Origin of the sequence: Pseudomonas sp. SORGH_AS_0199, from assembly GCF_031453735.1 — a bacterium.
Taxonomy (GTDB): Bacteria; Pseudomonadota; Gammaproteobacteria; order Pseudomonadales; family Pseudomonadaceae; genus Chryseomonas; species Chryseomonas aestiva.
In genome coordinates, this window is the sequence record NZ_JAVJAE010000001.1 from 2,777,501 (window position 1) to 2,798,544 (window position 21,044).

General features: G+C 62.1%; 21 protein-coding genes, 3 tRNA genes and 2 rRNA genes (1 of these 26 cut by a window edge). 13 read left to right on the top strand and 13 right to left on the bottom strand.

Going from position 1 to position 21,044, the window contains the following annotated elements; translation table 11 throughout:
- The 8 genes from QE444_RS13095 to QE444_RS13130 all read left to right on the top strand — a co-directional run.
- Window positions 1-2,141: ribosomal RNA gene (locus tag QE444_RS13095) — 23S ribosomal RNA — on the top strand (it extends 752 nt beyond the left edge of the window).
- A 159-nt stretch (window positions 2,142-2,300) separates the two neighbouring features.
- Window positions 2,301-2,416, top strand: a 5S ribosomal RNA gene (gene rrf, locus QE444_RS13100).
- Between the two features lie 743 nt (window positions 2,417-3,159).
- Window positions 3,160-3,804: a UvrY/SirA/GacA family response regulator transcription factor gene (gene uvrY, locus QE444_RS13105; protein ID WP_273861636.1), complete on the top strand. Its 645-nt coding sequence runs from the start codon at window positions 3,160-3,162 to the stop codon at window positions 3,802-3,804.
- A gap of 1 nt (window position 3,805) precedes the next feature.
- A complete protein-coding gene (gene uvrC, locus QE444_RS13110; RefSeq protein ID WP_133861892.1) occupies window positions 3,806-5,632 on the top strand; it encodes an excinuclease ABC subunit UvrC in 1,827 nt (608 codons plus the stop codon).
- A 31-nt stretch (window positions 5,633-5,663) separates the two neighbouring features.
- Complete coding sequence (gene pgsA, locus QE444_RS13115) at window positions 5,664-6,224, top strand: CDP-diacylglycerol--glycerol-3-phosphate 3-phosphatidyltransferase (protein WP_133861891.1); 561 nt, start codon at window positions 5,664-5,666, stop codon at window positions 6,222-6,224.
- A 60-nt stretch (window positions 6,225-6,284) separates the two neighbouring features.
- Window positions 6,285-6,360: transfer RNA gene (locus QE444_RS13120), tRNA-Gly, on the top strand.
- Window positions 6,361-6,396: 36 nt separating this feature from the next.
- Window positions 6,397-6,470: transfer RNA gene (locus QE444_RS13125), tRNA-Cys, on the top strand.
- Window positions 6,471-6,577: 107 nt separating this feature from the next.
- A tRNA-Leu gene (locus QE444_RS13130) sits at window positions 6,578-6,664 on the top strand.
- Window positions 6,665-6,706: 42 nt separating this feature from the next.
- On the opposite strand, the gene QE444_RS13135 is transcribed toward QE444_RS13130, so the two are convergent.
- From QE444_RS13135 to sseA, 6 genes are all read right to left on the bottom strand, one after another.
- Window positions 6,707-6,967, bottom strand: coding sequence for a hypothetical protein (locus tag QE444_RS13135; protein ID WP_007161858.1), 261 nt, complete (start codon window positions 6,965-6,967; stop codon window positions 6,707-6,709).
- 126 nt (window positions 6,968-7,093) lie between these two features.
- Window positions 7,094-7,321, bottom strand: coding sequence for a TIGR02450 family Trp-rich protein (locus QE444_RS13140; RefSeq protein WP_133861831.1), 228 nt, complete (start codon window positions 7,319-7,321; stop codon window positions 7,094-7,096).
- Window positions 7,318-7,983: a gamma-glutamylcyclotransferase gene (locus QE444_RS13145; protein ID WP_309738985.1), complete on the bottom strand. Its 666-nt coding sequence runs from the start codon at window positions 7,981-7,983 to the stop codon at window positions 7,318-7,320. The genes QE444_RS13140 and QE444_RS13145 overlap by 4 nt, the downstream gene beginning before the upstream one ends.
- Window positions 7,984-8,196: 213 nt before the next feature.
- Window positions 8,197-9,756, bottom strand: coding sequence for an alkyl hydroperoxide reductase subunit F (gene ahpF / locus QE444_RS13150; RefSeq protein WP_133861829.1), 1,560 nt, complete (start codon window positions 9,754-9,756; stop codon window positions 8,197-8,199).
- An 83-nt stretch (window positions 9,757-9,839) separates the two neighbouring features.
- Entirely contained in the window at window positions 9,840-10,403 is a 564-nt protein-coding gene (ahpC, locus tag QE444_RS13155) for an alkyl hydroperoxide reductase subunit C (RefSeq protein WP_309738988.1), read from the bottom strand.
- Between the two features lie 158 nt (window positions 10,404-10,561).
- On the bottom strand, window positions 10,562-11,413 hold the full coding sequence (sseA, locus tag QE444_RS13160; protein WP_309738990.1) for a 3-mercaptopyruvate sulfurtransferase: 852 nt from the start codon (window positions 11,411-11,413) through the stop codon (window positions 10,562-10,564).
- 116 nt (window positions 11,414-11,529) lie between these two features.
- On the opposite strand from sseA, the gene epsC reads away from it, so the two are divergent.
- Window positions 11,530-12,474: a serine O-acetyltransferase EpsC gene (gene epsC, locus QE444_RS13165; protein ID WP_007161852.1), complete on the top strand. Its 945-nt coding sequence runs from the start codon at window positions 11,530-11,532 to the stop codon at window positions 12,472-12,474.
- Here epsC and tcyN read toward each other — a convergent pair.
- From tcyN to QE444_RS13190, 5 genes are all read right to left on the bottom strand, one after another.
- Window positions 12,465-13,229 carry an L-cystine ABC transporter ATP-binding protein TcyN gene (tcyN, locus tag QE444_RS13170; RefSeq protein WP_309738994.1) on the bottom strand — a complete coding sequence of 255 codons (765 nt, stop codon included), beginning with the start codon at window positions 13,227-13,229 and terminating at the stop codon, window positions 12,465-12,467. The genes epsC and tcyN overlap by 10 nt on opposite strands.
- Entirely contained in the window at window positions 13,226-13,900 is a 675-nt protein-coding gene (tcyL, locus tag QE444_RS13175; protein ID WP_309738996.1) for a cystine ABC transporter permease, read from the bottom strand. The genes tcyN and tcyL overlap by 4 nt, the downstream gene beginning before the upstream one ends.
- Window positions 13,897-14,694 carry a cystine ABC transporter substrate-binding protein gene (gene tcyJ, locus QE444_RS13180; RefSeq protein ID WP_187979172.1) on the bottom strand — a complete coding sequence of 266 codons (798 nt, stop codon included), beginning with the start codon at window positions 14,692-14,694 and terminating at the stop codon, window positions 13,897-13,899. Before tcyJ ends, tcyL begins: the two co-directional genes overlap by 4 nt.
- A 112-nt stretch (window positions 14,695-14,806) precedes the next feature.
- Window positions 14,807-15,799 carry a D-cysteine desulfhydrase gene (locus QE444_RS13185; protein ID WP_309738999.1) on the bottom strand — a complete coding sequence of 331 codons (993 nt, stop codon included), beginning with the start codon at window positions 15,797-15,799 and terminating at the stop codon, window positions 14,807-14,809.
- Window positions 15,800-15,867: 68 nt separating this feature from the next.
- Entirely contained in the window at window positions 15,868-16,521 is a 654-nt protein-coding gene (locus QE444_RS13190; RefSeq protein ID WP_187979174.1) for a 7-cyano-7-deazaguanine/7-aminomethyl-7-deazaguanine transporter, read from the bottom strand.
- 193 nt (window positions 16,522-16,714) lie between these two features.
- Here QE444_RS13190 and QE444_RS13195 point away from each other — a divergent pair, with 193 nt between their 5' ends.
- From QE444_RS13195 to QE444_RS13205, 3 genes are all read left to right on the top strand, one after another.
- Window positions 16,715-17,752 (top strand): NADP(H)-dependent aldo-keto reductase, encoded by a 1,038-nt coding sequence (locus QE444_RS13195; RefSeq protein WP_187979175.1) that lies wholly within the window; start codon window positions 16,715-16,717, stop codon window positions 17,750-17,752.
- A gap of 177 nt (window positions 17,753-17,929) precedes the next feature.
- Complete coding sequence (locus tag QE444_RS13200) at window positions 17,930-18,634, top strand: glutamine amidotransferase-related protein (RefSeq protein WP_309739001.1); 705 nt, start codon at window positions 17,930-17,932, stop codon at window positions 18,632-18,634.
- Entirely contained in the window at window positions 18,631-18,987 is a 357-nt protein-coding gene (locus tag QE444_RS13205) for an antibiotic biosynthesis monooxygenase (RefSeq protein ID WP_187979176.1), read from the top strand. The genes QE444_RS13200 and QE444_RS13205 overlap by 4 nt, the downstream gene beginning before the upstream one ends.
- On the opposite strand, the gene QE444_RS13210 is transcribed toward QE444_RS13205, so the two are convergent.
- Both QE444_RS13210 and QE444_RS13215 read right to left on the bottom strand, forming a co-directional pair.
- Window positions 18,953-19,327: a hypothetical protein gene (locus QE444_RS13210; RefSeq protein ID WP_133861819.1), complete on the bottom strand. Its 375-nt coding sequence runs from the start codon at window positions 19,325-19,327 to the stop codon at window positions 18,953-18,955. The two genes, QE444_RS13205 and QE444_RS13210, sit on opposite strands and share 35 nt — an antisense overlap.
- A gap of 151 nt (window positions 19,328-19,478) precedes the next feature.
- The gene (locus QE444_RS13215; RefSeq protein WP_256664577.1) at window positions 19,479-19,961 is read right to left on the bottom strand and encodes a hypothetical protein; all 483 of its coding nucleotides are present in this window, start codon (window positions 19,959-19,961) and stop codon (window positions 19,479-19,481) included.
- Window positions 19,962-20,200: 239 nt separating this feature from the next.
- On the opposite strand from QE444_RS13215, the gene galU reads away from it, so the two are divergent.
- Complete coding sequence (gene galU, locus QE444_RS13220) at window positions 20,201-21,031, top strand: UTP--glucose-1-phosphate uridylyltransferase GalU (protein WP_133861817.1); 831 nt, start codon at window positions 20,201-20,203, stop codon at window positions 21,029-21,031.
- Window positions 21,032-21,044 lie beyond the last annotated feature (13 nt).

Here is a 21,044-nt window from a genome sequence, read left to right on the forward strand (position 1 = left end):
TGACTTGTGGATCGGAGTGAAAGGCTAATCAAGCTCGGAGATAGCTGGTTCTCCTCGAAAGCTATTTAGGTAGCGCCTCATGTATCACTCTGGGGGGTAGAGCACTGTTTCGGCTAGGGGGTCATCCCGACTTACCAAACCGATGCAAACTCCGAATACCCAGAAGTGCCGAGCATGGGAGACACACGGCGGGTGCTAACGTCCGTCGTGAAAAGGGAAACAACCCAGACCGTCAGCTAAGGTCCCAAAGTCCTGGTTAAGTGGTAAACGATGTGGGAAGGCTTAGACAGCTAGGAGGTTGGCTTAGAAGCAGCCACCCTTTAAAGAAAGCGTAATAGCTCACTAGTCGAGTCGGCCTGCGCGGAAGATGTAACGGGGCTCAAACCAGGCACCGAAGCTACGGGTATCACCTTTGGTGATGCGGTAGAGGAGCGTTCTGTAAGCCTGTGAAGGTGAGTTGAGAAGCTTGCTGGAGGTATCAGAAGTGCGAATGCTGACATGAGTAACGACAATGCGAGTGAAAAACTCGCACGCCGAAAGACCAAGGGTTCCTGCGCAACGTTAATCGACGCAGGGTGAGTCGGTCCCTAAGGCGAGGCTGAAAGGCGTAGTCGATGGGAAACGGGTTAATATTCCCGTACTTCTAGTTACTGCGATGGGGGGACGGAGAAGGCTAGGCCAGCTTGGCGTTGGTTGTCCAAGTTTAAGGTGGTAGGCTGACTGTTTAGGTAAATCCGGACAGTTAAGGCCGAGAGCTGATGACGATCCTTCTTTTAGAAGGAGAAGTGGTTGATGCCATGCTTCCAGGAAAAGCCTCTAAGCTTCAGGTAACTAGGAACCGTACCCCAAACCGACACAGGTGGTCGGGTAGAGAATACCAAGGCGCTTGAGAGAACTCGGGTGAAGGAACTAGGCAAAATGGCACCGTAACTTCGGGAGAAGGTGCGCCGGTGAGGGTGAAGGGTTTACCCCGTAAGCTCATGCCGGTCGAAGATACCAGGCCGCTGCGACTGTTTATTAAAAACACAGCACTCTGCAAACACGAAAGTGGACGTATAGGGTGTGACGCCTGCCCGGTGCCGGAAGGTTAATTGATGGGGTTAGCGCAAGCGAAGCTCTTGATCGAAGCCCCGGTAAACGGCGGCCGTAACTATAACGGTCCTAAGGTAGCGAAATTCCTTGTCGGGTAAGTTCCGACCTGCACGAATGGCGTAACGATGGCGGCGCTGTCTCCACCCGAGACTCAGTGAAATTGAAATCGCTGTGAAGATGCAGTGTATCCGCGGCTAGACGGAAAGACCCCGTGAACCTTTACTGTAGCTTTGCACTGGACTTTGAGCTTGCTTGTGTAGGATAGGTGGGAGGCTTTGAAGCGTGGACGCCAGTCTGCGTGGAGCCATCCTTGAAATACCACCCTGGCAATCTTGAGGTTCTAACTCTGGTCCGTTATCCGGATCGAGGACAGTGTATGGTGGGCAGTTTGACTGGGGCGGTCTCCTCCTAAAGAGTAACGGAGGAGTACGAAGGTGCGCTCAGACCGGTCGGAAATCGGTCGTAGAGTATAAAGGCAAAAGCGCGCTTGACTGCGAGACAGACACGTCGAGCAGGTACGAAAGTAGGTCTTAGTGATCCGGTGGTTCTGTATGGAAGGGCCATCGCTCAACGGATAAAAGGTACTCCGGGGATAACAGGCTGATACCGCCCAAGAGTTCATATCGACGGCGGTGTTTGGCACCTCGATGTCGGCTCATCACATCCTGGGGCTGAAGCCGGTCCCAAGGGTATGGCTGTTCGCCATTTAAAGTGGTACGCGAGCTGGGTTTAGAACGTCGTGAGACAGTTCGGTCCCTATCTGCCGTGGACGTTTGAGATTTGAGAGGGGCTGCTCCTAGTACGAGAGGACCGGAGTGGACGAACCTCTGGTGTTCCGGTTGTCACGCCAGTGGCATTGCCGGGTAGCTATGTTCGGAAGAGATAACCGCTGAAAGCATCTAAGCGGGAAACTTGCCTCAAGATGAGATCTCACTGGAGCCTTGAGCTTCCTGAAGGGCCGTCGAAGACTACGACGTTGATAGGTCGGGTGTGTAAGCGCTGTGAGGCGTTGAGCTAACCGATACTAATTGCCCGTGAGGCTTGACCATATAACACCCAAACAATCTGACCGTGGTCAGAGCGTGAGGAAGACGACGCCGAAAACGGCGCGTGGGTTCGCAAGACCCCAAAGACGAGTTGTCTACTTCGATCACAAACCCAATTGAGCCAGCTAGGCAGCCTCATCGCCTGGTCAGCCAACCGAATTGCTTGACGAACATAGAGCATTGGAACCACCTGATCCCTTCCCGAACTCAGAAGTGAAACGATGCATCGCCGATGGTAGTGTGGGGTTTCCCCATGTGAGAGTAGGTCATCGTCAAGCGCCTAACACCCAGCACCCCCGCTCAGTTCATTCTGGCGGGGGTGTTGTCTTTGGGGCGAGGAAAGTTTGGCCGGGCGTCATGGGCTTGAGTGCTGGGAGCGGCTAATTGGCTAGCGGACGCCTGAAGCCGCGTGGCTGAGGTTGCCCTCACCCTAGCCCTCTCCCGGGGGAGAGGGGACCAAAAGGGCGCGGCGGCGGCGTTGAAGCAGTGCCTGCTAGGCAGGTGCTGCTTTAAGTCTGCAAAGAGCCCAAGAGCCCCAACAGCCCGGCTGCGCCGGGCTGTTGTGTTGGAAGCGCGGCAAAGGACCGTCGTAGGTTGGCGCTGAGCGCAGCGAAGCCCAACGATGAGGTCCGTTGCAGGCATGATAGACCTGAAAAAATGGCCGCCAGGCAGACTCCTATTGCTTATGCAGCCGTCGAGCGCCCGCTGCCGATATAGCGAGTCGGCAAAAGTACGCTAGCCAAGATCGACTGCAGCAGCCTGTCAGAGAACCATCATGGCCACCGGTAACCTGACCGGGAATGATTCTGATCTGGTACATTTTCCTTAACCTTTTCGGTATACAATGCCCAATGGCCTAAGGCCGGTAGGCAAGGGGTGCGAAGCGTCGTACCCCTTTTTTCTTTGCATGACCAATTAAATTTCTAGCGTGGCCCAGGATCCTATCCCTTGAACGTTAGGGTCCGCGGACAGGTGCTCAGGTGACGCAAGCGATGAAAGCGCAAGCGAAGGGGATTCGATTTTGATCAAGGTGCTAGTTGTCGACGACCATGATCTTGTTCGTACCGGCATCGTACGGATGCTCGCGGATGTATCAGGAATCCAGGTCGTCGGCCAGGCAGACAGTGGCGAAAATGCCTTGATGCTGGCCCGTGAGCTCGAGCCGGATGTCGTCTTGATGGACGTCCGTATGCCCGGTATTGGTGGGCTGGAAGCTACGCGCAAGCTCCTGCGCACTCGGCCTGACCTGAAGGTGGTTGTCGTCACGGCCTGTGAGGAAGATCCCTTTCCGACACGTCTGCTCCAGGCGGGCGCTGCCGGGTATCTGACCAAGGGTGCTGACATCGAAGAGATGATCACCGCCATCAAGCAGGCTTTTGCCGGTCGGCGCTACATCAGTGCGCAGATTGCTCAGCAGCTCGCCTTGAAGCCCTTCCAGTCCAAGGCCGAAGCGTCGCCCTTCGATCAGCTGTCCGAGCGTGAGATTCAGATCGCGCTGATGATCGCGGGCTGCCAGAAAGTCCAGGTCATTTCCGACAAGCTTTGTTTGTCCCCCAAGACCGTCAACACCTATCGCTATCGGATCTTCGAGAAATTATCGATTACCAGCGATGTCGAACTGGCCATGTTGGCTGTTCGCCACGGCATGGTAGATGCAACGAGTTGATATGAGTCAATCTTTCGATGCTGCGGCCTTTTTATCAGGTTGCAGTGGACGTCCGGGCGTCTACCGGATGTTCGATGAGGGCGGCAAGCTCCTCTACGTAGGTAAAGCCAAGAACCTCAAGAACCGCCTTTCGAGTTACTTCAGAAAGACCGGCTTGGCGCCCAAGACGGCTTCCATGGTGTCCAAGATCGCCCAGATCGAGACCACCATCACCGGCAACGAGACCGAAGCGCTCCTGCTGGAACAAAACCTCATCAAGCAGTGGCGTCCGCCCTACAACATCCTGTTGCGGGATGATAAGTCCTACCCCTACGTCTATCTTTCCACCGAGGATAAGTATCCTCGGCTGACCATTCACCGCGGTGAGAAGAGAGGAAAGGGACGCTATTTCGGGCCCTATCCCAGTGCCGGTGCCATCCGCGAAAGTCTCAATCTGCTGCAGAAAGCCTTCCAAGTGCGCCAGTGCGATGACAACTACTTTCGCAATCGTACGCGGCCCTGTCTGCAGTACCAGATCAAGAGATGTAAAGGACCCTGTGTTGCGCTGGTAAGTGAGCAGGAATATGGCGAGGACGTTCGCCATTCCGCCATGTTTCTCGAGGGGCGAAGCAATGCCCTGGCCGAAGAGCTGCAAGTCAAGATGGAGAGTGCCTCGGTCAATCTGCAATTCGAGCGCGCTGCTGAGCTACGTGACCAGGTAGCCCTGGTCAGGCGTGTGCAGGACCAGCAGAGTATCGAAGGTGGCACCGGCGACGTCGATGTCATCGCTGCCCTCGTCAACCCCGGCGGTGCCTGTGTCCACCTGGTCAGTGTCCGCGGCGGTCGGGTGCTGGGCAGCAAGAATTTCTTTCCGGAGGTGGGGATCGAGGAGGATTCCAGTGAGGTGCTGGTCGCCTTCCTGGAGCAGTACTATCTCGCTTACCTGGAACGGGATCTGCCGGATGAGATAATCGTCAATTCCGTCCATGAGGACTTCGCTACCCTGATCGATGCCTTTGCCGAAGTCCATAAGCGGCAGCTGGTCATCGCGCATCGCGTCCGCGGGACCCGGGCACGCTGGCAGCAGTTGGCGGTAACCAATGCAGAGCAGGCGTTGAATACGCGTCTGGCCAATCGGCAGCACATGGGTGTGCGTTTCGACGCCCTGGTCCAGGCGCTGGATCTGCCCGAACCACCGCAACGGCTGGAATGTTTCGATATCAGTCACTCCAGTGGCGAGGCGACCGTGGCGTCCTGTGTAGTCTTCGGACCGGAAGGGCCGCTCAAATCGGACTATCGTCGCTATAACATCGAAGGCGTAACGGCCGGCGACGACTATGCAGCGATGCATCAGGCGCTGACGCGTCGCTTCAGTCGGCTGAAAGCGGGAGAGGGCAAGTTGCCAGACATCCTGCTGGTGGATGGCGGCAAGGGCCAGTTGGCCATGGCCCGTGAGGTGCTCAGGGAGCTCGCCGTGCCGGATCTGGTTTTGCTGGGGGTGGCCAAAGGCGTCACCCGCAAGCCTGGCCTCGAGGTCCTCTATCTGGACGATCCTTCCAACGAATTCACCCTGCCGGCTCATTCGCCCGCGCTGCACCTCATTCAACAGATCCGTGATGAGGCGCACCGTTTCGCGATTACCGGGCATCGCGCGCGTCGCGGCAAGGCGCGCAGGACCTCCTCTCTGGAAGAGGTTGCCGGTATCGGGCCCAAGCGTCGTCAGGAACTCCTGAAACACTTTGGTGGGCTTCGCGAATTGCAGCGCGCCAGCATCGAGGAAATTGCCAAAGCGCCCAGCATTAGCAAAAAGCTGGCCGAGCAGATTTATGCCGCCTTGCACAGCGAGTAGAATCGCCTCACGTTCACCAACAGCCGCGCCAATGAATATTCCAAATCTGCTTACCGTACTGCGCGTCTTCCTTATTCCCCTGTTCGTCATCCTGTTCTACCTGCCAGTCCACTGGAGCTACTGGACCGCCAGCACCGTCTTCGCGATTGCCTGCGCGACCGACTGGCTGGATGGGTATCTGGCGCGGCGGCTGGGGCAGAGCACGCCCTTTGGTGCCTTTCTGGATCCGGTAGCGGACAAGCTCATCGTCGCCGTAGCCTTGGTATTGCTCGTGCAGGAGCACGCCAACGCCTGGCTGACGCTGCCCGCCGTCATCATCGTCGGGCGCGAGATCGTCGTATCGGCGCTGCGGGAGTGGATGGCCGAGCTGGGTGCCCGTGCCCAGGTCGCGGTCTCCAATCTGGGCAAATGGAAGACGGCGGCGCAGATGTTGGCCCTGGTCATCCTGCTGGCCAATCCACCGCAGATGACCTTCTGGGTAATCAGTGGCTACGCCTTGCTCATCGTCGCGGCGGCACTGACGCTGTGGTCCATGTGCACCTATCTGATGGCGGCCTGGCCGCATCTGATGAGCGCCGAGAAAAAGAAATAAGTTTTTGAATCAATGGCTTGACATGAAGGGTGGCTCAGATAGAATGGCGCCCGTCACCAAGCGGGAATAGCTCAGTTGGTAGAGCACGACCTTGCCAAGGTCGGGGTCGCGAGTTCGAGTCTCGTTTCCCGCTCCATGTTTTACATGAGTGTCGCAAGACATTCAGGTTTGAGGCCGGGTGGCAGAGTGGTCATGCAGCGGATTGCAAATCCGTGTACGCCGGTTCGATTCCGACCTCGGCCTCCACTATTGAGAGCCCCGTAGATCTCTGGTCTACGGGGCTTTTCATCATCCAGGGATGTGTGAATACTGGATCAGGTTCTACGAATCCGGTCGTCTGAGGATTCGGTTCTGCCCGAGTGGTGAAACTGGTAGACACAAGGGACTTAAAATCCCTCGACTTAACCGTCGTGCCGGTTCGATTCCGGCCTCGGGCACCATCCAAATGAAAAGGCCACTCATGCGTGAGTGGCCTTTTTCGTTTAGGAGGGGATCGTCCAGTAGGGTGTTTCATCCGCGTCGCGCTCGATGCGTGAGCGGCTGTCGAGGATGAAGGCTTCGAGCATGGCAGCGTCGAGCAATTCGGTGCGGGCGATGGGGCGATTGAGTACCGACTGACCGCTACGAGAGAAGACTTCGACATCGTAGGCACGTTGATCTCGTGTGGAGATCACGCAGCGCAGGGGTTCGAATCCGCCTTTCAGGGTGTTGAAGGCGCTGGCGAGTTCGACATAGAGGGTCATCCGGAAGAGCTTCCTGTTCAAAGGTGGCACTGTGACAGCATTGGCTGCTACAGGGTTTCACCTTTGCAGAAACGTGCCGTCATATCGCGATGCTAGTCGCAAAATTCCGGCCCTGCTTTCGGAGTTTTATTGCCAGCCTTGCAGCCAGCATTCTGCATCCTGCAACTCGTGCCAGTCCAGCGTCCAGGTACGACGAGTGAGAACGGCTTGTATATCTATCTGCGAGATGGGATCGGTCTCGACTTCAGGGGTATGCACTCGGGTAACGATGAAATGCTTCTGCCGTTCGCGTGGTTGGACGGCCGTCCATTTGCTGAGCAGCAGCTTGCTGGGATTGATCTGGCGCTGCTTCATCCCTGCATGGCCTCCAGCAGTGGTGTGCTGCGATAGCGCTGCAGCAGGGCTTCCAGGTTCCGATCGGGCATGGCGTGAGCCCTGAGCGCCGTGATGGTGCGTTCGACGTACTCCAGGGTGGTGCCGAAATGGCCGCAGGCTTCGGTCAGGACGCGATTGAGGATGTCATCGGGCAGGCTGCCGGCATAGCAGGGGAGATTGCGTTTCAGCACGAAGCCGAGCGCCTGGACCTTGCTACCGTCTTCCAGGTGGCATTGCAGCCAGCGAGGACGGTAGGAGCCATCCGGCATTTCGCGTTTCCAGAGGGCCAGCAGATGGTCGTCCAGCTGATCCTCGGGCAACTGGTAGGCGAAGCCCGAGCAGGAGCCGCCGCGATCCAGGCCCAGTACCAGGCCGGGTTGTTCGGGGGTGCCGCGATGCAGCTGGGACCAGAGATAGAGACCGCGGTGATAGCCGTGCACCCGCGCCCGTCGAACGTCGACCGCGGGGCACTCGGGGCGCCAGATCAGCGAGCCGTAGGCGAACAGCCACACCGGGCCGGATTGGCGCTGGGCCAGGGTGGCCTCCAGAGAGGCTACGAGTTCCGGATGGGTGAGCGGGGTGGCGGGCGCCAGCTTGGGGGGATAGGAATCGTGGATGCTGGAAGAAATCTGTCTGTGCATTTGTCGCCTGGTCCTCAACCGCTGAAGCTGCCAGGTCTAGGGACCCGGCACCAAGATCCTAACGAAAGTCCGGGAAGAACTCCTAGACCGTTCGTGCCCATCTTTATGACGCCTGGTTAGGTTGCAGCGAGAACCATGCCAACGCCTGGGGAAAAAGCACCAGACGAAAAAAAGCCCGACAGGTGTCGGGCTTGGAGTGGAGCGTCAGATTGATCAGGCGCTGGTGCGGATCAGGTGATCGAAGGCGGCCAGGGAGGCCTTGGCGCCTTCGCCCAGGGCGATGATGATCTGCTTGTAGGGCACGGTGGTGACGTCGCCCGCCGCGAACACGCCAGGCAGGGAGGTCTGGCAGCGCGCGTCCACTTCGATTTCGCCACGTGGCGACAGCTCCACGGTGCCCTTGAGCCAGTCGGTGTTGGGTACCAGACCGATCTGCACGAAGACGCCTTCCAGGTCGATGTGGTGGAACTCGCTAGAATTGCGGTCCTTGTAGACCAGGCCGTTGACCTTCTGGCCGTCACCCTTGACTTCACTGGTGAGCGCACTGGTGATGACGGTGACGTTGGGCAGGCTGAACAGCTTGCGCTGCAGCACGGCGTCGGCACGCAGCTGGCCGTCATACTCGATCAGGGTCACCTGGGCGACGATGCCGGCGAGGTCGATGGCTGCCTCGACTCCCGAGTTGCCGCCGCCGACCACGGCGACGCGCTTGCCCTTGAACAGGGGGCCGTCGCAGTGCGGGCAGTAGGCTACGCCGCGGTTACGGTATTCCTGCTCACCCGGCACGTTCATCTCACGCCAGCGGGCACCGGTGGCAAGGATCAGCGTCTTGGCCTTGAGCGAGCCGCCATCGGCGAAGCGTACTTCGTGCAGACCGCCGGCGTCGTGGGCCGGAATCAGCTGCTCGGCGCGCTGCAGGTTCATGATGTCGACTTCGTACTGCTTGACGTGCTCTTCGAGCGCCATGGCCAGCTTCGGGCCTTCGGTCTCCTTGATGGAGATGAAGTTCTCGATGGCGAGGGTATCCAGCACCTGGCCACCAAAGCGCTCGGCGGCGACACCGGTGCGGATGCCCTTGCGCGCGGCATAGACGGCTGCTGCAGCACCAGCGGGGCCGCCACCAATGACCAGGACGTCGAAGGCGTCCTTGGCCTTGAGCTTGTCGGCGGAGCGGGCGGCGGCGCCGGTGTCGAGTTTGGCGACGATCTCTTCCAGGCCCATGCGGCCCTGGCCGAAGGGTTCGCCATTCAGGTAGACGCTGGGCACGGCCATGATCCGGCGGCGCTCGACTTCGTCCTGGAACAGGGCACCGTCGACGGCGACGTGCTTGACCCGGGGATTGAGCACGGCCATGAGATTCAGGGCTTGCACCACGTCCGGGCAGTTCTGGCAGGACAGGGAAAAATAGGTTTCGAACTGGTAGTCACCGTCGAGGGCCTTGACCTGCTCGATGACGTCCTGGCTGGCCTTGGACGGATGACCGCCAACTTGGAGCAGGGCGAGGACCAGGGAAGTGAATTCGTGGCCCATGGGCAGACCGGCGAAGCGCAGGTCGATGTTCTGACCAGGGGTCAGCAGGGCGAAGGAGGGACGACGCTCATCGCTGCCGTCGGTGCTGAGGCTGACCTGATCGGACAGGCTGGCGATATCCTGCAGCAGGCTGTGCATTTCACGGGACTTCGCGCCATCGTCGAGGGACGCGACGATCTCGATGGGGCGCGTGACGCGTTCGAGGTAGGTCTTGAGCTGGGCTTTCAGATTTGCGTCCAACATGGCGACGTGGCTTCCGTAAAAAATGGGCAAAAAAAGAGCGCGCGGGCAAGGCGCCCGGGCGCTCGGGCTAGATCAGGCGGGCGTTAGATCTTGCCGACCAGGTCCAGCGAGGGGGTCAGGGTCGCTTCGCCTTCTTTCCACTTGGCCGGGCAGACTTCGCCCGGGTGGTTGGCGACGTACTGGGCGGCGCGGACCTTGCGCAGCAGTTCGCTGGCGTCACGACCGATACCGTTGTCGTGGATTTCGCACAGCTTGATCTGACCTTCCGGGTTGATCAGGAAGGTGCCGCGCAGGGCCAGGCCTTCTTCTTCGATCAGCACGTCGAAATTGCGGGCCAGGCGAGCGGTGGGATCGCCTACCAGCGGGTAGTTGACCTTCTTGATGGCTTCCGAGGTGTCGTGCCAGGCCTTGTGCGCGAAGTGGGTATCGCAGGACACGCCATAGATCTCTACGCCCAGCTTCTGGAACTCGGTGTACAGGTCAGCAAGGTCTTCCAGCTCGGTGGGGCACACGAAGGTGAAGTCAGCCGGGTAGAACACGAAGGCGGACCACTTGCCCTTCAGATCGGCCTCGGTCAACTGGACGAATTTGCCATTGTGGTAGGCGGTCGCGGTAAAAGGCTTCACTTCGGTGTTGATCAGGGACATTGATGACTCCTTGATGGATTTAAGTCAGGGTTGAAATCGATAGGACGCATACTAATCGCATTTTGACGATTCTCCTCATTGTTAAAGGCGATGCTGGTGATTAGGCGCCTCTATCGGATACTACAGGTTACGAAGGAAATCAGTACCTTAGCCAAACCTCAGGCGGCGCCCAGGGCCTTTATCGTGGCGGGATGCTGACCCCATTCGCTCCAGGAGCCGTCATAGAGTCGGCCATCCGGAAAGCCGGCGACACTGAGGGCGAGCAGCAGCACCGTGGCGGTGACCCCACTGCCGCAGCTGGTGATCACCGGATGCAGGCCATCGATACCCAGGGCCTGGAAGCGCTGGCGCAGCTCCTGGGGTGGCAGCAGGGTGCCGTTGTCGGTCAGCAGGCTGTCGTAGGGCAGATTCTGGCTGCCGGGCATATGACCGGAGGCGACGCCCGGGCGCGGCTCGGCGATCTCGCCGGTGAAGCGCTTGGCGCCGCGCGCGTCGAGCACCTGGGTCTGGCCCACGCTGAGCGCGGTCTGCACATCGCCCAGGCCGCAGAGCAGGCGGTTGTTGAAGATGACGGGGTAGGGTGGTTGCGGGCTGGGCAGGTTTTCACCGGCCTCCAGCGGCAGGCCCTGCTCACGCCAGAGCGGCAGGCCGCCATCCAGCACCAGCACCTGGTCATGGCCGAACAGGCGGAACAGCCACCAGGCTCGGGCAGCGGAGAAGAGGCCTTTCTGGTCGTAGACGACCAGGGTGGTCTCCGGGGTGACGCCCAGTTCGCCGGCCAGGCGGGCGAAGCGCCCGGCGCTGGGGACCATGTGCGGCAGCGCGGTGTCCGGGTCCGAGAAATATTCGATATCGAAGCGCAGGGCGCCGGGGATGTGCTGCTGCCGATAGGTCTCGTCGGCGATCTGGGGTTCATTGGGCAGATAGAGACTGGCATCTAGGATCAGCAGGTCCGGGCGACCGAGTTGCTCGTGCAGCCAGGCGGCGGTGACCAGCGGGGAAGCGATCATGGGTGGCGTTCCTTGATGGGCAAAGGGCGACAGCTTAGCGCGCCTGGCGCGACGTGGGCTGTCAGGGACCAGCGGATACTTTATCCTCGTCAGCCTGGCAACTGGATAGATGACTTATGAGTGAACTTAACGGGCAATCCACGGGCGGCAACGACTGGCAACTAGGGCGCATCGTCGGTGAACTGCATGAGGCGCGCAGTCAATGGCGCGAGACCCATGGACGTTTTCGCGAATTCAGTGGCCGCGAGCTGCCGTCGCGCAGCGTCATGGCCAGCGTGATCGAATCCCTCAGCGGGGCGCTCTTTCCACTGCGCCTCGGGCCGGATCAGTTGCGCCAGGAAAGCGAGGACTTCTACGTCGGCTTCGAGCTGGAGCGAGCGCTCAATGCCCTGGTGATCCAGGCGAAGCTGGAGCTGGACTATTTCGCCAAGCAGCGTGGCGAGAACGGTGTCAATCGTGCCGATGAGGCGCGCCGGCTGGTACAGGCCTTTGCCCTGGCGCTGCCGGATCTGCGCCGCCTGCTGGATACCGACGTGATCGCCGCCTACCAGGGCGATCCCGCTGCGCGCAGCGTGGACGAGGTACTGCTGTGCTATCCGGGCATCTACGCCATGATCCATCACCGCATCGCCCATCACTTCTATCGCAGCGGCCTGCCGCTGCTGGCGCGGATGGTCAGCGAGCGGGCGCATTCGGCGACCGGGATCGACATCCACCCGGGCGCTCAGATCGGCGAAGGCTTCTTCATCGATCATGGCACGGGCGTGGTGATCGGCGAGACCTGCATCATCGGCGACCGGGTGCGCATCTATCAGGCCGTGACCCTGGGCGCCAAGCGCTTCCCGGCCGATGCCGAGGGCAATCTCAAGAAGGGCCACCCGCGCCATCCCATCGTCGAGGACGACGTGGTGATCTATGCCGGGGCGACCATCCTCGGGCGCATTACCATCGGCCAGGGTTCGACCATTGGCGGCAACGTCTGGCTGACCCACGGCGTGCCGGCCAACAGCAACGTCAGCCAGGCCAGCCTGCAGGGCTGTGCCGGCCTGGCTCAGGAGTAGTCGGCGGCGCTGTCGCGAACGAACTTGGCCAGGAAGCGCCGGGTTCGTTCTTCACGCGGCCGATTGAACAGCTCGGCTGCCGGGCCCTGTTCGACGATGCGGCCAGCGTCCATGAACAGCACCCGGTGGGCGACGTCGCGGGCGAAGGCCATCTCGTGGGTGACGATCACCAGGGTACGACCCTCCTGGGCCAGCCCGCGGATCGTCTCCAGCACCTCGCCGACCCGCTCGGGATCCAGCGCCGAAGTGGGTTCGTCGAAGAGGATGGCCTGGGGACGCATGGCCAGCGCCCGGGCGATGGCGACCCGCTGTTGCTGGCCACCCGACAGCTGCCCGGGATAGGTATCCGCCTTGTCGGCCAGCCCGACCTTGGCCAACAGCTCGCGACCGCGGGCGCTGGCGGTCTCGCGCGCTTCGCCCTGGACGATGATAGGCCCTTCGATCACGTTCTCCAGCGCGGTGCGATGGGGAAACAGATTGAAGTTCTGGAAGACGAAACCCATGCTCTGGCGCAACTGGCGAATGGTGCCCTGCTGGGCCTTGAGCGGCCGGCTGGCATCGATACGCAGCTCACCCAGGCGGATACTGCCGGCGTCCGGGGTCTCCAGCAGATTGAGGCAGCGCAGCAGGGTGGTCTTGCCTGAGCCGCTGGGGCCGATGATGGCGACCACCTCGCCCTGGGCCACCTGGAGGTCGATGGCCTGGAGCACGGTCTGCTGTTGAAAGGACTTGGACAGCCCCTGCACCTCGATCATGACGGGCCTCGCTCGTTGATGTGACGCCCGTAGTGCCGTTCCAGGCGATTCTGCAGGGTGGACAGCAGGCTGGCCAGCACCCAGTAGAGCAGCGCTGCGGCCAGGTACATACTGAAGATCTCGAAGGTGCGGGCAGTGATCAGCTGGGCCTGGCGGAACAGCTCAGGCACCTGGATGGTGGCCGCCAGCGAGGTGTCCTTGACCAGCGAGATGAAGCTGTTGCCGAGCGGTGGCAGGGCGATCCGCAGCGCCTGGGGCAGGATGGCGCGCCTCAGGGTCTGCAGGGGCGTCATGCCGATGCTGGCGGCGGCTTCCCACTGGCCGCGGTCGATGGCGCCGATGGCCGAGCGGATGATCTCCGCCGTGTAGGCCGCCATGTTCAGCGAGAAGCCGATCAGCGCCGCCGGCAGCGGATCGAGCTGGAGACCGAGCTCGGGCAGGCCGTAGTAGATGACGAACAGCTGCACCAGCAGTGGCGTACCCCGGAAAAACGAGATGTACAGCCGCGCCAGGCCACGCAGCGGCAGACTCCGGGAGCGGCGCAGCAGGGCCAGGCCGAAGCCCAGCAGCAGTCCGAAGAACATGCCGCCGAGGCTCAGGACCACTGTCCAGATCGCGCCCTTCAGCAGGAAGGGCAGCGAATCGAGCAGGAGCTGTAGCGTGTCGCTCATTGGGTGACGTCAGCCTTGAACCACTTCTCGGAGATCTTGGCCAGGGTGCCGTCGGCGCGCAGCTTGGCGATGGCCTGGTCGACCGCGGCATGGAATTCCGGATCGCCCTTGCGCTCGGCGATGCCCGATTCCTGGCGGCTGAAAGGCTCACCGGCCAGGGCCAGCTTGTCCTTGGTCTTGGCCAGCAATTCCAGGGCGGCCAGGCGGTCGACGAGGATGGCGTCGATACGGCCGACGCGCAGATCCTGGTACTTGGTCGGATCGTCTTCGTAGGTGCGCACGTCCGCCTTGGGTACGTTCTGGCGCAGCCACTGCTCGTAGTTGGTACCCAGGCCGACGCCGACCTTCTTGCCGGCGAGGTCGGCGGCAGTCTTGATGCTGTCCACATCGTCCTTGCGCACCAGGGCCTGGATGCCGGAGACGGTGTAGGGGGTGGAGAAATCGTATTTCTTCTTGCGCTCCTCGCTGATGGTGACCTGGTTGATCACCACGTCCAGGCGACGGGATTCCAGGGCTGCCAGCAGGCCATCCCACTTGCCGGGCTGGATCTTGGCGTCGACGCCCAGTTCCTTGGCCAGCGCCTTGGCGAAGTCCACTTCGAAGCCGGTCAGCTGGCCCTGTTCGTTCTGGAAGCTGAAGGGCGGATAGGTGCCTTCCAGGCCGACGACCAGTTCGCCACGCTGCTTGACGGTCTGCAGGAGATCTTCGGCCTGGGCGGTGGCCTGGTGGGCCAGGCCCAGGGCGAGCAGCAGGGCGGCGCTACGGAACAGACGCTGGGGGAGAGCTTTGCGCATGGAGGAAATCCTTGAGGTTATGAGGGTGCGCCACTATGGGGGTGTCTGTTCTGACATCCCAAGTCCGAAAACTGCTGACGTTATGCCATCGCCCAGGGACTTGGCTAGCCGATCACGCCAACCAGTCGCCATAGGCGAAGGTACCCGGGGCTCCGCCGGTGTGCAGGAATACCAGGGGGCCGGGCGGCAGCGCGCCGGTGGCTACCATGTCCAGCAGGCCGGCCATGGCCTTGCCGGTGTAGACCGGGTCGAGCACAAGACCTTCCAGCCGGCCCAGCCGGCGGATGGCCGCCAGGGTGCCGGGATTGGGTTCGCCATAGCGGGGACCGAAATAGCCATCACGCAGCTGCGGCGGATCCTGAGGCGGGGCGACGCCCAACAGCTCGGCCAGCTGTTGCCCCAGCAGGGCGACCTTGGGCAGCTGTTCGGCCTCGGTGCGGGAGACGGTGACCCCGATCACCGGCAACTCCGGTCGCAGCTGGTGGAGGGCCAGGTCCAGACCGGCCTGGGTGCCGGCACTGCCGGAGGCGAGGATGACGGCAGCGGGTTGCAGCTGCAGTTCGTGCAGCTGAGCGTCGAGTTCCAGGCCGGCACGGACGTAGCCGAGGGCGCCCAGGGCGCTGGAGCCGCCAATGGGAATCACCCAGGGCTTGCGCCCTTGCTGGCGCAGGCGCTCGGCTGCGGCTTCCAGCTGGCTGACCGGATCATCGAGGGCGGCGACGGCCCTGACCTCGGCGCCGAAGAGTTCGAGCAGGAGACGATTGCCGCCGTGCAGATAACCGGGAGCCGTGGTGGCGATGGGATTTTCCAGCAGGGCGACGCAGGCCAGCCCCTGCTGCGCGGCGACGGCTGCAGTCTGACGGACATGATTGGACTGGATGGCGCCGGCGGTCACCAGGGTGTCGGCGCCGGCGGCCAGCGCCGCGGCGACCAGGTACTCCAGCTTGCGCACCTTGTTGCCGCCCAGGGCCAGGCTGGTGGTGTCGTCGCGCTTGCAGTAGACCGGTCGGCCCAGCTCTGCCGATAGTCGCGGCAGGAGCTCCAGCGGGGTCGCCGAGGATTGCAGCGTCAGGTGCGGAAAGCGGGCGAGGGCGGTGGCGAGCATGGCGGAACCCGGGGCAGTGAAGGGGGCTTCACTCTAGGGGCAAGCCGCGCCTGGCAGCAATCCTGCACTCAGGCGAGGTCCGGGCGCCGTGCCCAGGCCTGGGGTACCAGGGAGCGCAGCAGCACGCCGTAGAGCGGCACGAAGAGCAGCAGGCTGACCGTCAGCTTGACCCCGTAGTCGACCAGGGCGATCTCCGGCCAATGACTGGCCATGAAGGGATTGTCGCTGCGCCAGAAGGCGATGGAAAAGAACGCCAGGGTGTCGAGGGCGTTGCCGAACAGGGTCGAGACCGTCGGCGCCAGCCACCAGTGGCGCGAGCGCCGCAGGCGGTCGAACACCTGGATGTCGAGCAACTGGCCGAGCACATAGGCGCAGAAGCTCGCCAGGGAGATGCGCAGGACGAAGACATTGAGGGCGGCCAGCGCCGTCCAGCCCTGGAAGCTGCCGTCCTGGAACAGCACGGAAACCCCATAGGAGACCAACAGCGCCGGCAGCATCACCCGGGCGATGACCTGACGCGCCGCCGCCTTGCCCATCACCCGCACGGTGAGGTCGGTGGCCAGGAAGATGAAGGGGAAGCTGAAGGCACCCCAGGTGGTGTGCCAGCCGAACAGCTGCAGCGGCAACTGCACCAGATAGTTGCTGGCGATGATGATGAGGATGTGGAAAGCGACGAGCGCGGCCACGAGGGCACGCTGCGGGGTGGCAAGCAAGGCAGACATGGGCAGTCCTTTTTTGGTTACCTGGGGTGAGGGAACCCAGGGCGCGGAGGCGGGGCGACATTCTACGGATATACGGGGCACCTGGCGAGGTCGCGCCGGTCGGCGTCGGATCGGCAGCCTCATCGGACCGATGGGCAGACCAGGCAGCCGCCTGTTAACTTGTACGACTTCCGCACCGACAGAGAGCTTCCAGATGCACTTTCGATCGCTGGGTCGTACCGACCTCCAGGTTAGCGCCATTGCGCTGGGCACCATGACCTGGGGTGAGCAGAACACCGAGGCCGAGGCCTTCGAGCAGTTGCGCGCCGCCAAGGCCGCCGGGGTCAACTTCATCGACACGGCGGAGATGTATCCGGTGCCGCCGCGCGCCGAGACCTACACCCGTACCGAGACCATCATCGGCAACTACTTTCGCCAGCATGGCGATCGCGCCGACTGGATACTGGCCAGCAAGGCGGCCGGTCCGGGACGCGACATGGACTATATCCGCAATGGCGGTCTGGCCTTTACCAGGGCCAATCTCACCGCGGCGCTGGACGCCAGCCTGCAGCGTCTGAACACCGACTATCTGGATCTCTATCAGCTGCACTGGCCGGATCGGCGGACCAACTACTTCGGCCAGTTGGGCTACGAGCACAGCGATGCCGACTTCACGCCCCTCGAAGAGACCCTGGAAGCCCTGGATAGCCTGGTGAAGGCAGGCAAGGTCCGCCATGTCGGGCTTTCCAACGAAACGCCCTGGGGCGTGCAGCAATTCCTGCACCTGAGCGAGACCCGTGGCTGGCCGCGGGTGGTCTCGATCCAGAATCCCTACAACCTGCTCAATCGCAGCTTCGAGGTGGGTCTGGCCGAGCAGGCCATCCGCGAGCAGGTAGGCTTGCTGGCCTATTCGCCACTGGCCTTCGGCGTGCTGGCGGGCAAGTACCTGCAGGGCGCACGTCCGGAGGGCGCGCGACTGACGCTGTTCGAACGCTTCCAGCGCTACAGCAATCCGCAGACGCAGCGCGCCGCCCAGGCCTATGTCGAGCTGGCCCGGGAACGCGGTCTGGATCCGGCGCAGATGGCCCTGGCCTTCGTCACCAGTCGGCCTTTCGTGACCAGCAACATCATCGGCGCCACCTCGCTCGCCCAGCTGGAAAGCAACCTGGCGAGCAGCGAGCTGGTGCTGGACCGGGAAACCCTGGCCGCCATCGAAGCCATCCACGTCGACCAGCCCAATCCGGCGCCCTGATCGCGTGGTATCCGGCGCCCGGTACAGCCGTTGTACCGGGCGTTTTCTTGCGCGCGGCGAAAGGCGGCCGTGACCAACAGGGCATGGGCGCAAGGGCTGCTGTCCGCGACGCCTATTAAAACCGTGGCCCCGAAGGCCTAGAGTCAGTCGGACCTTCCACGCCTGCAGGTGTCCGTCATGACGTCGTATGAAATCGTGCTCCTGGGTGACCAGGATGCATCCATCATTGCCCACCAGGCCATCCCCCAGGCCCTGGCGCTGACGGCCATGGCGCTGGGTGTCACGCTGAGTTCCCGCTGGCTGCCGACTGTAGAAGCCGATGGCGCCCTTGCCCACTGCGACGGCCTCTGGTGCGTGCCCGGCAGTCCCTATCGCCATCGTGAAGGGGTGCTGGCGACTCTGCGCACGGCCCGCGAACAGCGGATTCCCTTTCTGGGTACCTGTGGCGGGCTGCAGTACGCGCTCCTGGAGTACGTCCATTCAGTACTGGGCTGGACGGACGCCGCCCACGGTGAAGACGATCCGTTGGCGACCCGCGCGGTGCTCACGCCCCTGAGCTGCGCCCGCATCGAGGTGCAGAATCAACTCCGGCTGCTGCCGGGTTCGCGCCTGGCGGAGGCGGCCGGCGCCGAACGGGTCGAGGCCACCTATCGCTGTCGCTTCGGGGTAAATCCCGCCTATCTGCCGACCTTGCTCGCTGCCGGCTGGCGCGTCCTCGCCTGGGATGAAGAAGGGCTACCCGCGGCGTTCGAACTGGAAAGCCATCCCTGTTATTTCGGCACCCTCTATCAGCCCGAGCGGGAGGCGCTGGCCGGTCGGGTCCCCTCGGTGGTGCGCGCCTGGCTGGAGGCGGTGGTCGCGACACGGAGCCTACGGGTATGAACCGGCTGGAGCTGCCCGAGGACTGCGTGGTGATCGCCTTCCTCTCGCAGCGCACGGACGAAGATCCCGACTATGAGCGGATGGCCGCGCGCATGGTGGAGTTGGCGCAGGCGCAACCGGGCTTTCTCGGCATGGAGTCGGTACGCGGCGCCGACGGCCGGGGCATCACCCTGTCCTACTGGACCGACCAGGCGGCGGTCGCGGCCTGGGGTGCCCATCCGGAACATCGGCAGGCGCAGCGGCTGGGCCATGAACGCTGGTATCGCTGGCATGACACCCGGGTCATGCGACTGCTGTCGTCGCGGTCCGGGGCCGGTGTCATTCCAGACGGATCGCGCCCAGGGCCGGAGTGACGCGAATCCAGCCGATGCGGCTGTCTTCGCCGATCAGCATGACTTTCTTCCAGGGACGAAAGGGCGCGCTGTCCAGGACCAGGATGCGATCTCCCGGCTCGAGCATGACGATCAGCTGGCGGTTGGCGACCAGGCTGCGTTCCGGCATGGCGGGATACTGCATCAGCGGAATCTGGCCACCGCGGATCTGCCAGGTCTCGCCACTGGCCGCGTTGATGAAGGTCGGCAGCCGCGTCAGCAGGATGGCCAGCGCGAAGAACCCGATCAGCAGCAGGACGAGCCGCTGCGTCACGGTGCGGACGGCAACGATATCGGGTGACAGCTTGCCAATCGAGGACATGGGAATGGCTCTGGGCGGCGGACGGTAGAGGTTCGATGCTACCGTCGTGCGGCCAATTGACATCATTCACATGAAGGAAAGGTCAACGGCTGCTCATTCGCCAGTGCCAGACTGTGAACGGCCGCAAAAGCGGCCGGCTAGAGGGGCGGCTTCAGGGCGCCAGCTGGCGGGTGACTTCCAGGGCCTTGTCGAAGGACGGGTAGCCACTCTTGGCGACCGCCAGCTCGCCATAGGCGCTCTTGTAGGTCTGCGCCTGGATCGGATCCGCCTCGGGCACCAGGAAGGGGTCGGTGTACATGCGATAGAGCAGGGCATAGGCCAGCGGATAGCGATGATCGGCGGAGGCGTTCAGCAATTCCAGGACATCGTCGGTCTGCGGACCCTGCTTGATGGCGATTACCGCCCGATAGAATTCCACCTCGCCATCGGCGCTGGTGCCGCCATTGCGCAGGAGCAGGGCATCCGCGAGCTTGAGCTGTTCCTCACTGCCACCCAGGACCAGCAGCTTGGCCTGCAACAGGTCGTTCTGGCGCAGCAGGGTGGTCTGTTCCGCGCTCAGTGGCCGCGTTTCCGCTGCCTCGTGGTGACCGCCCAGGGAGCAGCCGGCGAGGGAAACACACAGCAACGGGAGCATCCATTTCTTCATGTCGAGATCTATCCGCGGAGTCGTGACGCTGGTTCCAAACTTTGGACGATAGCAGTTCTTTGCGGCTTTGCGCAGAACCCGAAGGCAATCCTGGAGTCGTATCCGCACGTCCACAGAGCGCCCATGCCTGGCTATTTCCAGCGTCGCGCGCTTCGGGCATTGTATGCGACAAGCGGCTGGATAGACCGCCGTTCGTTTTGCCTTCACGTACAGATCAAAGGACTCCCATGATCACCAAATGTCTGTTTCCGGCAGCCGGCTATGGCACTCGTTTTCTCCCTGCGACCAAGGCCATGCCCAAGGAAATGCTGCCCATTGTGAACAAGCCGCTGGTGCAGTACGCCGTGGAGGAAGCTCTGGAGGCGGGCCTGCATCAGATCGGGATCGTCACCGGTCGTGGCAAGCGCTCGCTGGAAGACCATTTCGACATCAGCTACGAGCTGGAAAGCCAGATCAAGAACACCGACAAGGAAAAGTACCTGGTCGGCATTCGCAAGCTGATCGACAACTGCACCTTCTCCTACACCCGTCAGGTGGAAATGAAGGGCCTGGGCCACGCCATCCTGACCGGCCGCCCGCTGATCGGTGACGAGCCCTTCGCCGTGGTGCTGGCGGACGACCTTTGCCTGAATCTGGACGGCGACAGCGTCCTCAAGCAGATGGTCAAGCTGTACAACCAGTTCCGTTGCTCGATCGTGGCCATCCAGGAAGTCCCGGCCAACGAGACCAACAAGTACGGCGTGATCGCCGGCGAGATGATCCGCGACGACATCTACCGCGTGAACAACATGGTCGAGAAGCCCAAGCCGGAAGATGCTCCTTCCAACCTGGCGATCATCGGCCGCTACATCCTGACCCCGGACATCTTCGACCTGATCGAGCAGACCGAGCCGGGCAAGGGTGGCGAGATCCAGATCACCGACGCCCTGATGAAGCAGGCCCAGGACGGTTGCGTACTGGCCTACAAATTCAAGGGTCAGCGTTTCGACTGCGGCAGCGCGGAAGGCTTCGTCGAAGCCACCAACTTCTGCTTCGAGCATCTGTACAAGGCACTGTAAGACGCCCTGTGCA

Excerpts from the sequence above, each read along its gene's own strand:
- uvrC (WP_133861892.1), top strand. The coding sequence starts at position 3,806 with ATGAGTCAATCTTTCGATGCTGCGGCCTTTTTATCAGGTTGCAGTGGA.
- galU (WP_133861817.1), top strand. The coding sequence starts at position 20,201 with ATGATCACCAAATGTCTGTTTCCGGCAGCCGGCTATGGCACTCGTTTT.
- ahpF (WP_133861829.1), bottom strand. The coding sequence starts at position 9,756 with ATGTTGGACGCAAATCTGAAAGCCCAGCTCAAGACCTACCTCGAACGC.
- QE444_RS13205 (WP_187979176.1), top strand. The coding sequence starts at position 18,631 with ATGAACCGGCTGGAGCTGCCCGAGGACTGCGTGGTGATCGCCTTCCTC.
- QE444_RS13185 (WP_309738999.1), bottom strand. The coding sequence starts at position 15,799 with ATGCTCGCCACCGCCCTCGCCCGCTTTCCGCACCTGACGCTGCAATCC.
- QE444_RS13200 (WP_309739001.1), top strand. The coding sequence starts at position 17,930 with ATGACGTCGTATGAAATCGTGCTCCTGGGTGACCAGGATGCATCCATC.
- QE444_RS13135 (WP_007161858.1), bottom strand. The coding sequence starts at position 6,967 with ATGACCCTCTATGTCGAACTCGCCAGCGCCTTCAACACCCTGAAAGGC.
- epsC (WP_007161852.1), top strand. The coding sequence starts at position 11,530 with ATGAGTGAACTTAACGGGCAATCCACGGGCGGCAACGACTGGCAACTA.
- QE444_RS13215 (WP_256664577.1), bottom strand. The coding sequence starts at position 19,961 with ATGCTCCCGTTGCTGTGTGTTTCCCTCGCCGGCTGCTCCCTGGGCGGT.
- QE444_RS13140 (WP_133861831.1), bottom strand. The coding sequence starts at position 7,321 with ATGAAGCAGCGCCAGATCAATCCCAGCAAGCTGCTGCTCAGCAAATGG.
- QE444_RS13190 (WP_187979174.1), bottom strand. The coding sequence starts at position 16,521 with ATGTCTGCCTTGCTTGCCACCCCGCAGCGTGCCCTCGTGGCCGCGCTC.
- tcyL (WP_309738996.1), bottom strand. The coding sequence starts at position 13,900 with ATGAGCGACACGCTACAGCTCCTGCTCGATTCGCTGCCCTTCCTGCTG.
- QE444_RS13195 (WP_187979175.1), top strand. The coding sequence starts at position 16,715 with ATGCACTTTCGATCGCTGGGTCGTACCGACCTCCAGGTTAGCGCCATT.
- sseA (WP_309738990.1), bottom strand. The coding sequence starts at position 11,413 with ATGATCGCTTCCCCGCTGGTCACCGCCGCCTGGCTGCACGAGCAACTC.
- tcyN (WP_309738994.1), bottom strand. The coding sequence starts at position 13,229 with ATGATCGAGGTGCAGGGGCTGTCCAAGTCCTTTCAACAGCAGACCGTG.
- ahpC (WP_309738988.1), bottom strand. The coding sequence starts at position 10,403 with ATGTCCCTGATCAACACCGAAGTGAAGCCTTTTACCGCGACCGCCTAC.
- QE444_RS13210 (WP_133861819.1), bottom strand. The coding sequence starts at position 19,327 with ATGTCCTCGATTGGCAAGCTGTCACCCGATATCGTTGCCGTCCGCACC.
- QE444_RS13145 (WP_309738985.1), bottom strand. The coding sequence starts at position 7,983 with ATGCACAGACAGATTTCTTCCAGCATCCACGATTCCTATCCCCCCAAG.
- pgsA (WP_133861891.1), top strand. The coding sequence starts at position 5,664 with ATGAATATTCCAAATCTGCTTACCGTACTGCGCGTCTTCCTTATTCCC.
- tcyJ (WP_187979172.1), bottom strand. The coding sequence starts at position 14,694 with ATGCGCAAAGCTCTCCCCCAGCGTCTGTTCCGTAGCGCCGCCCTGCTG.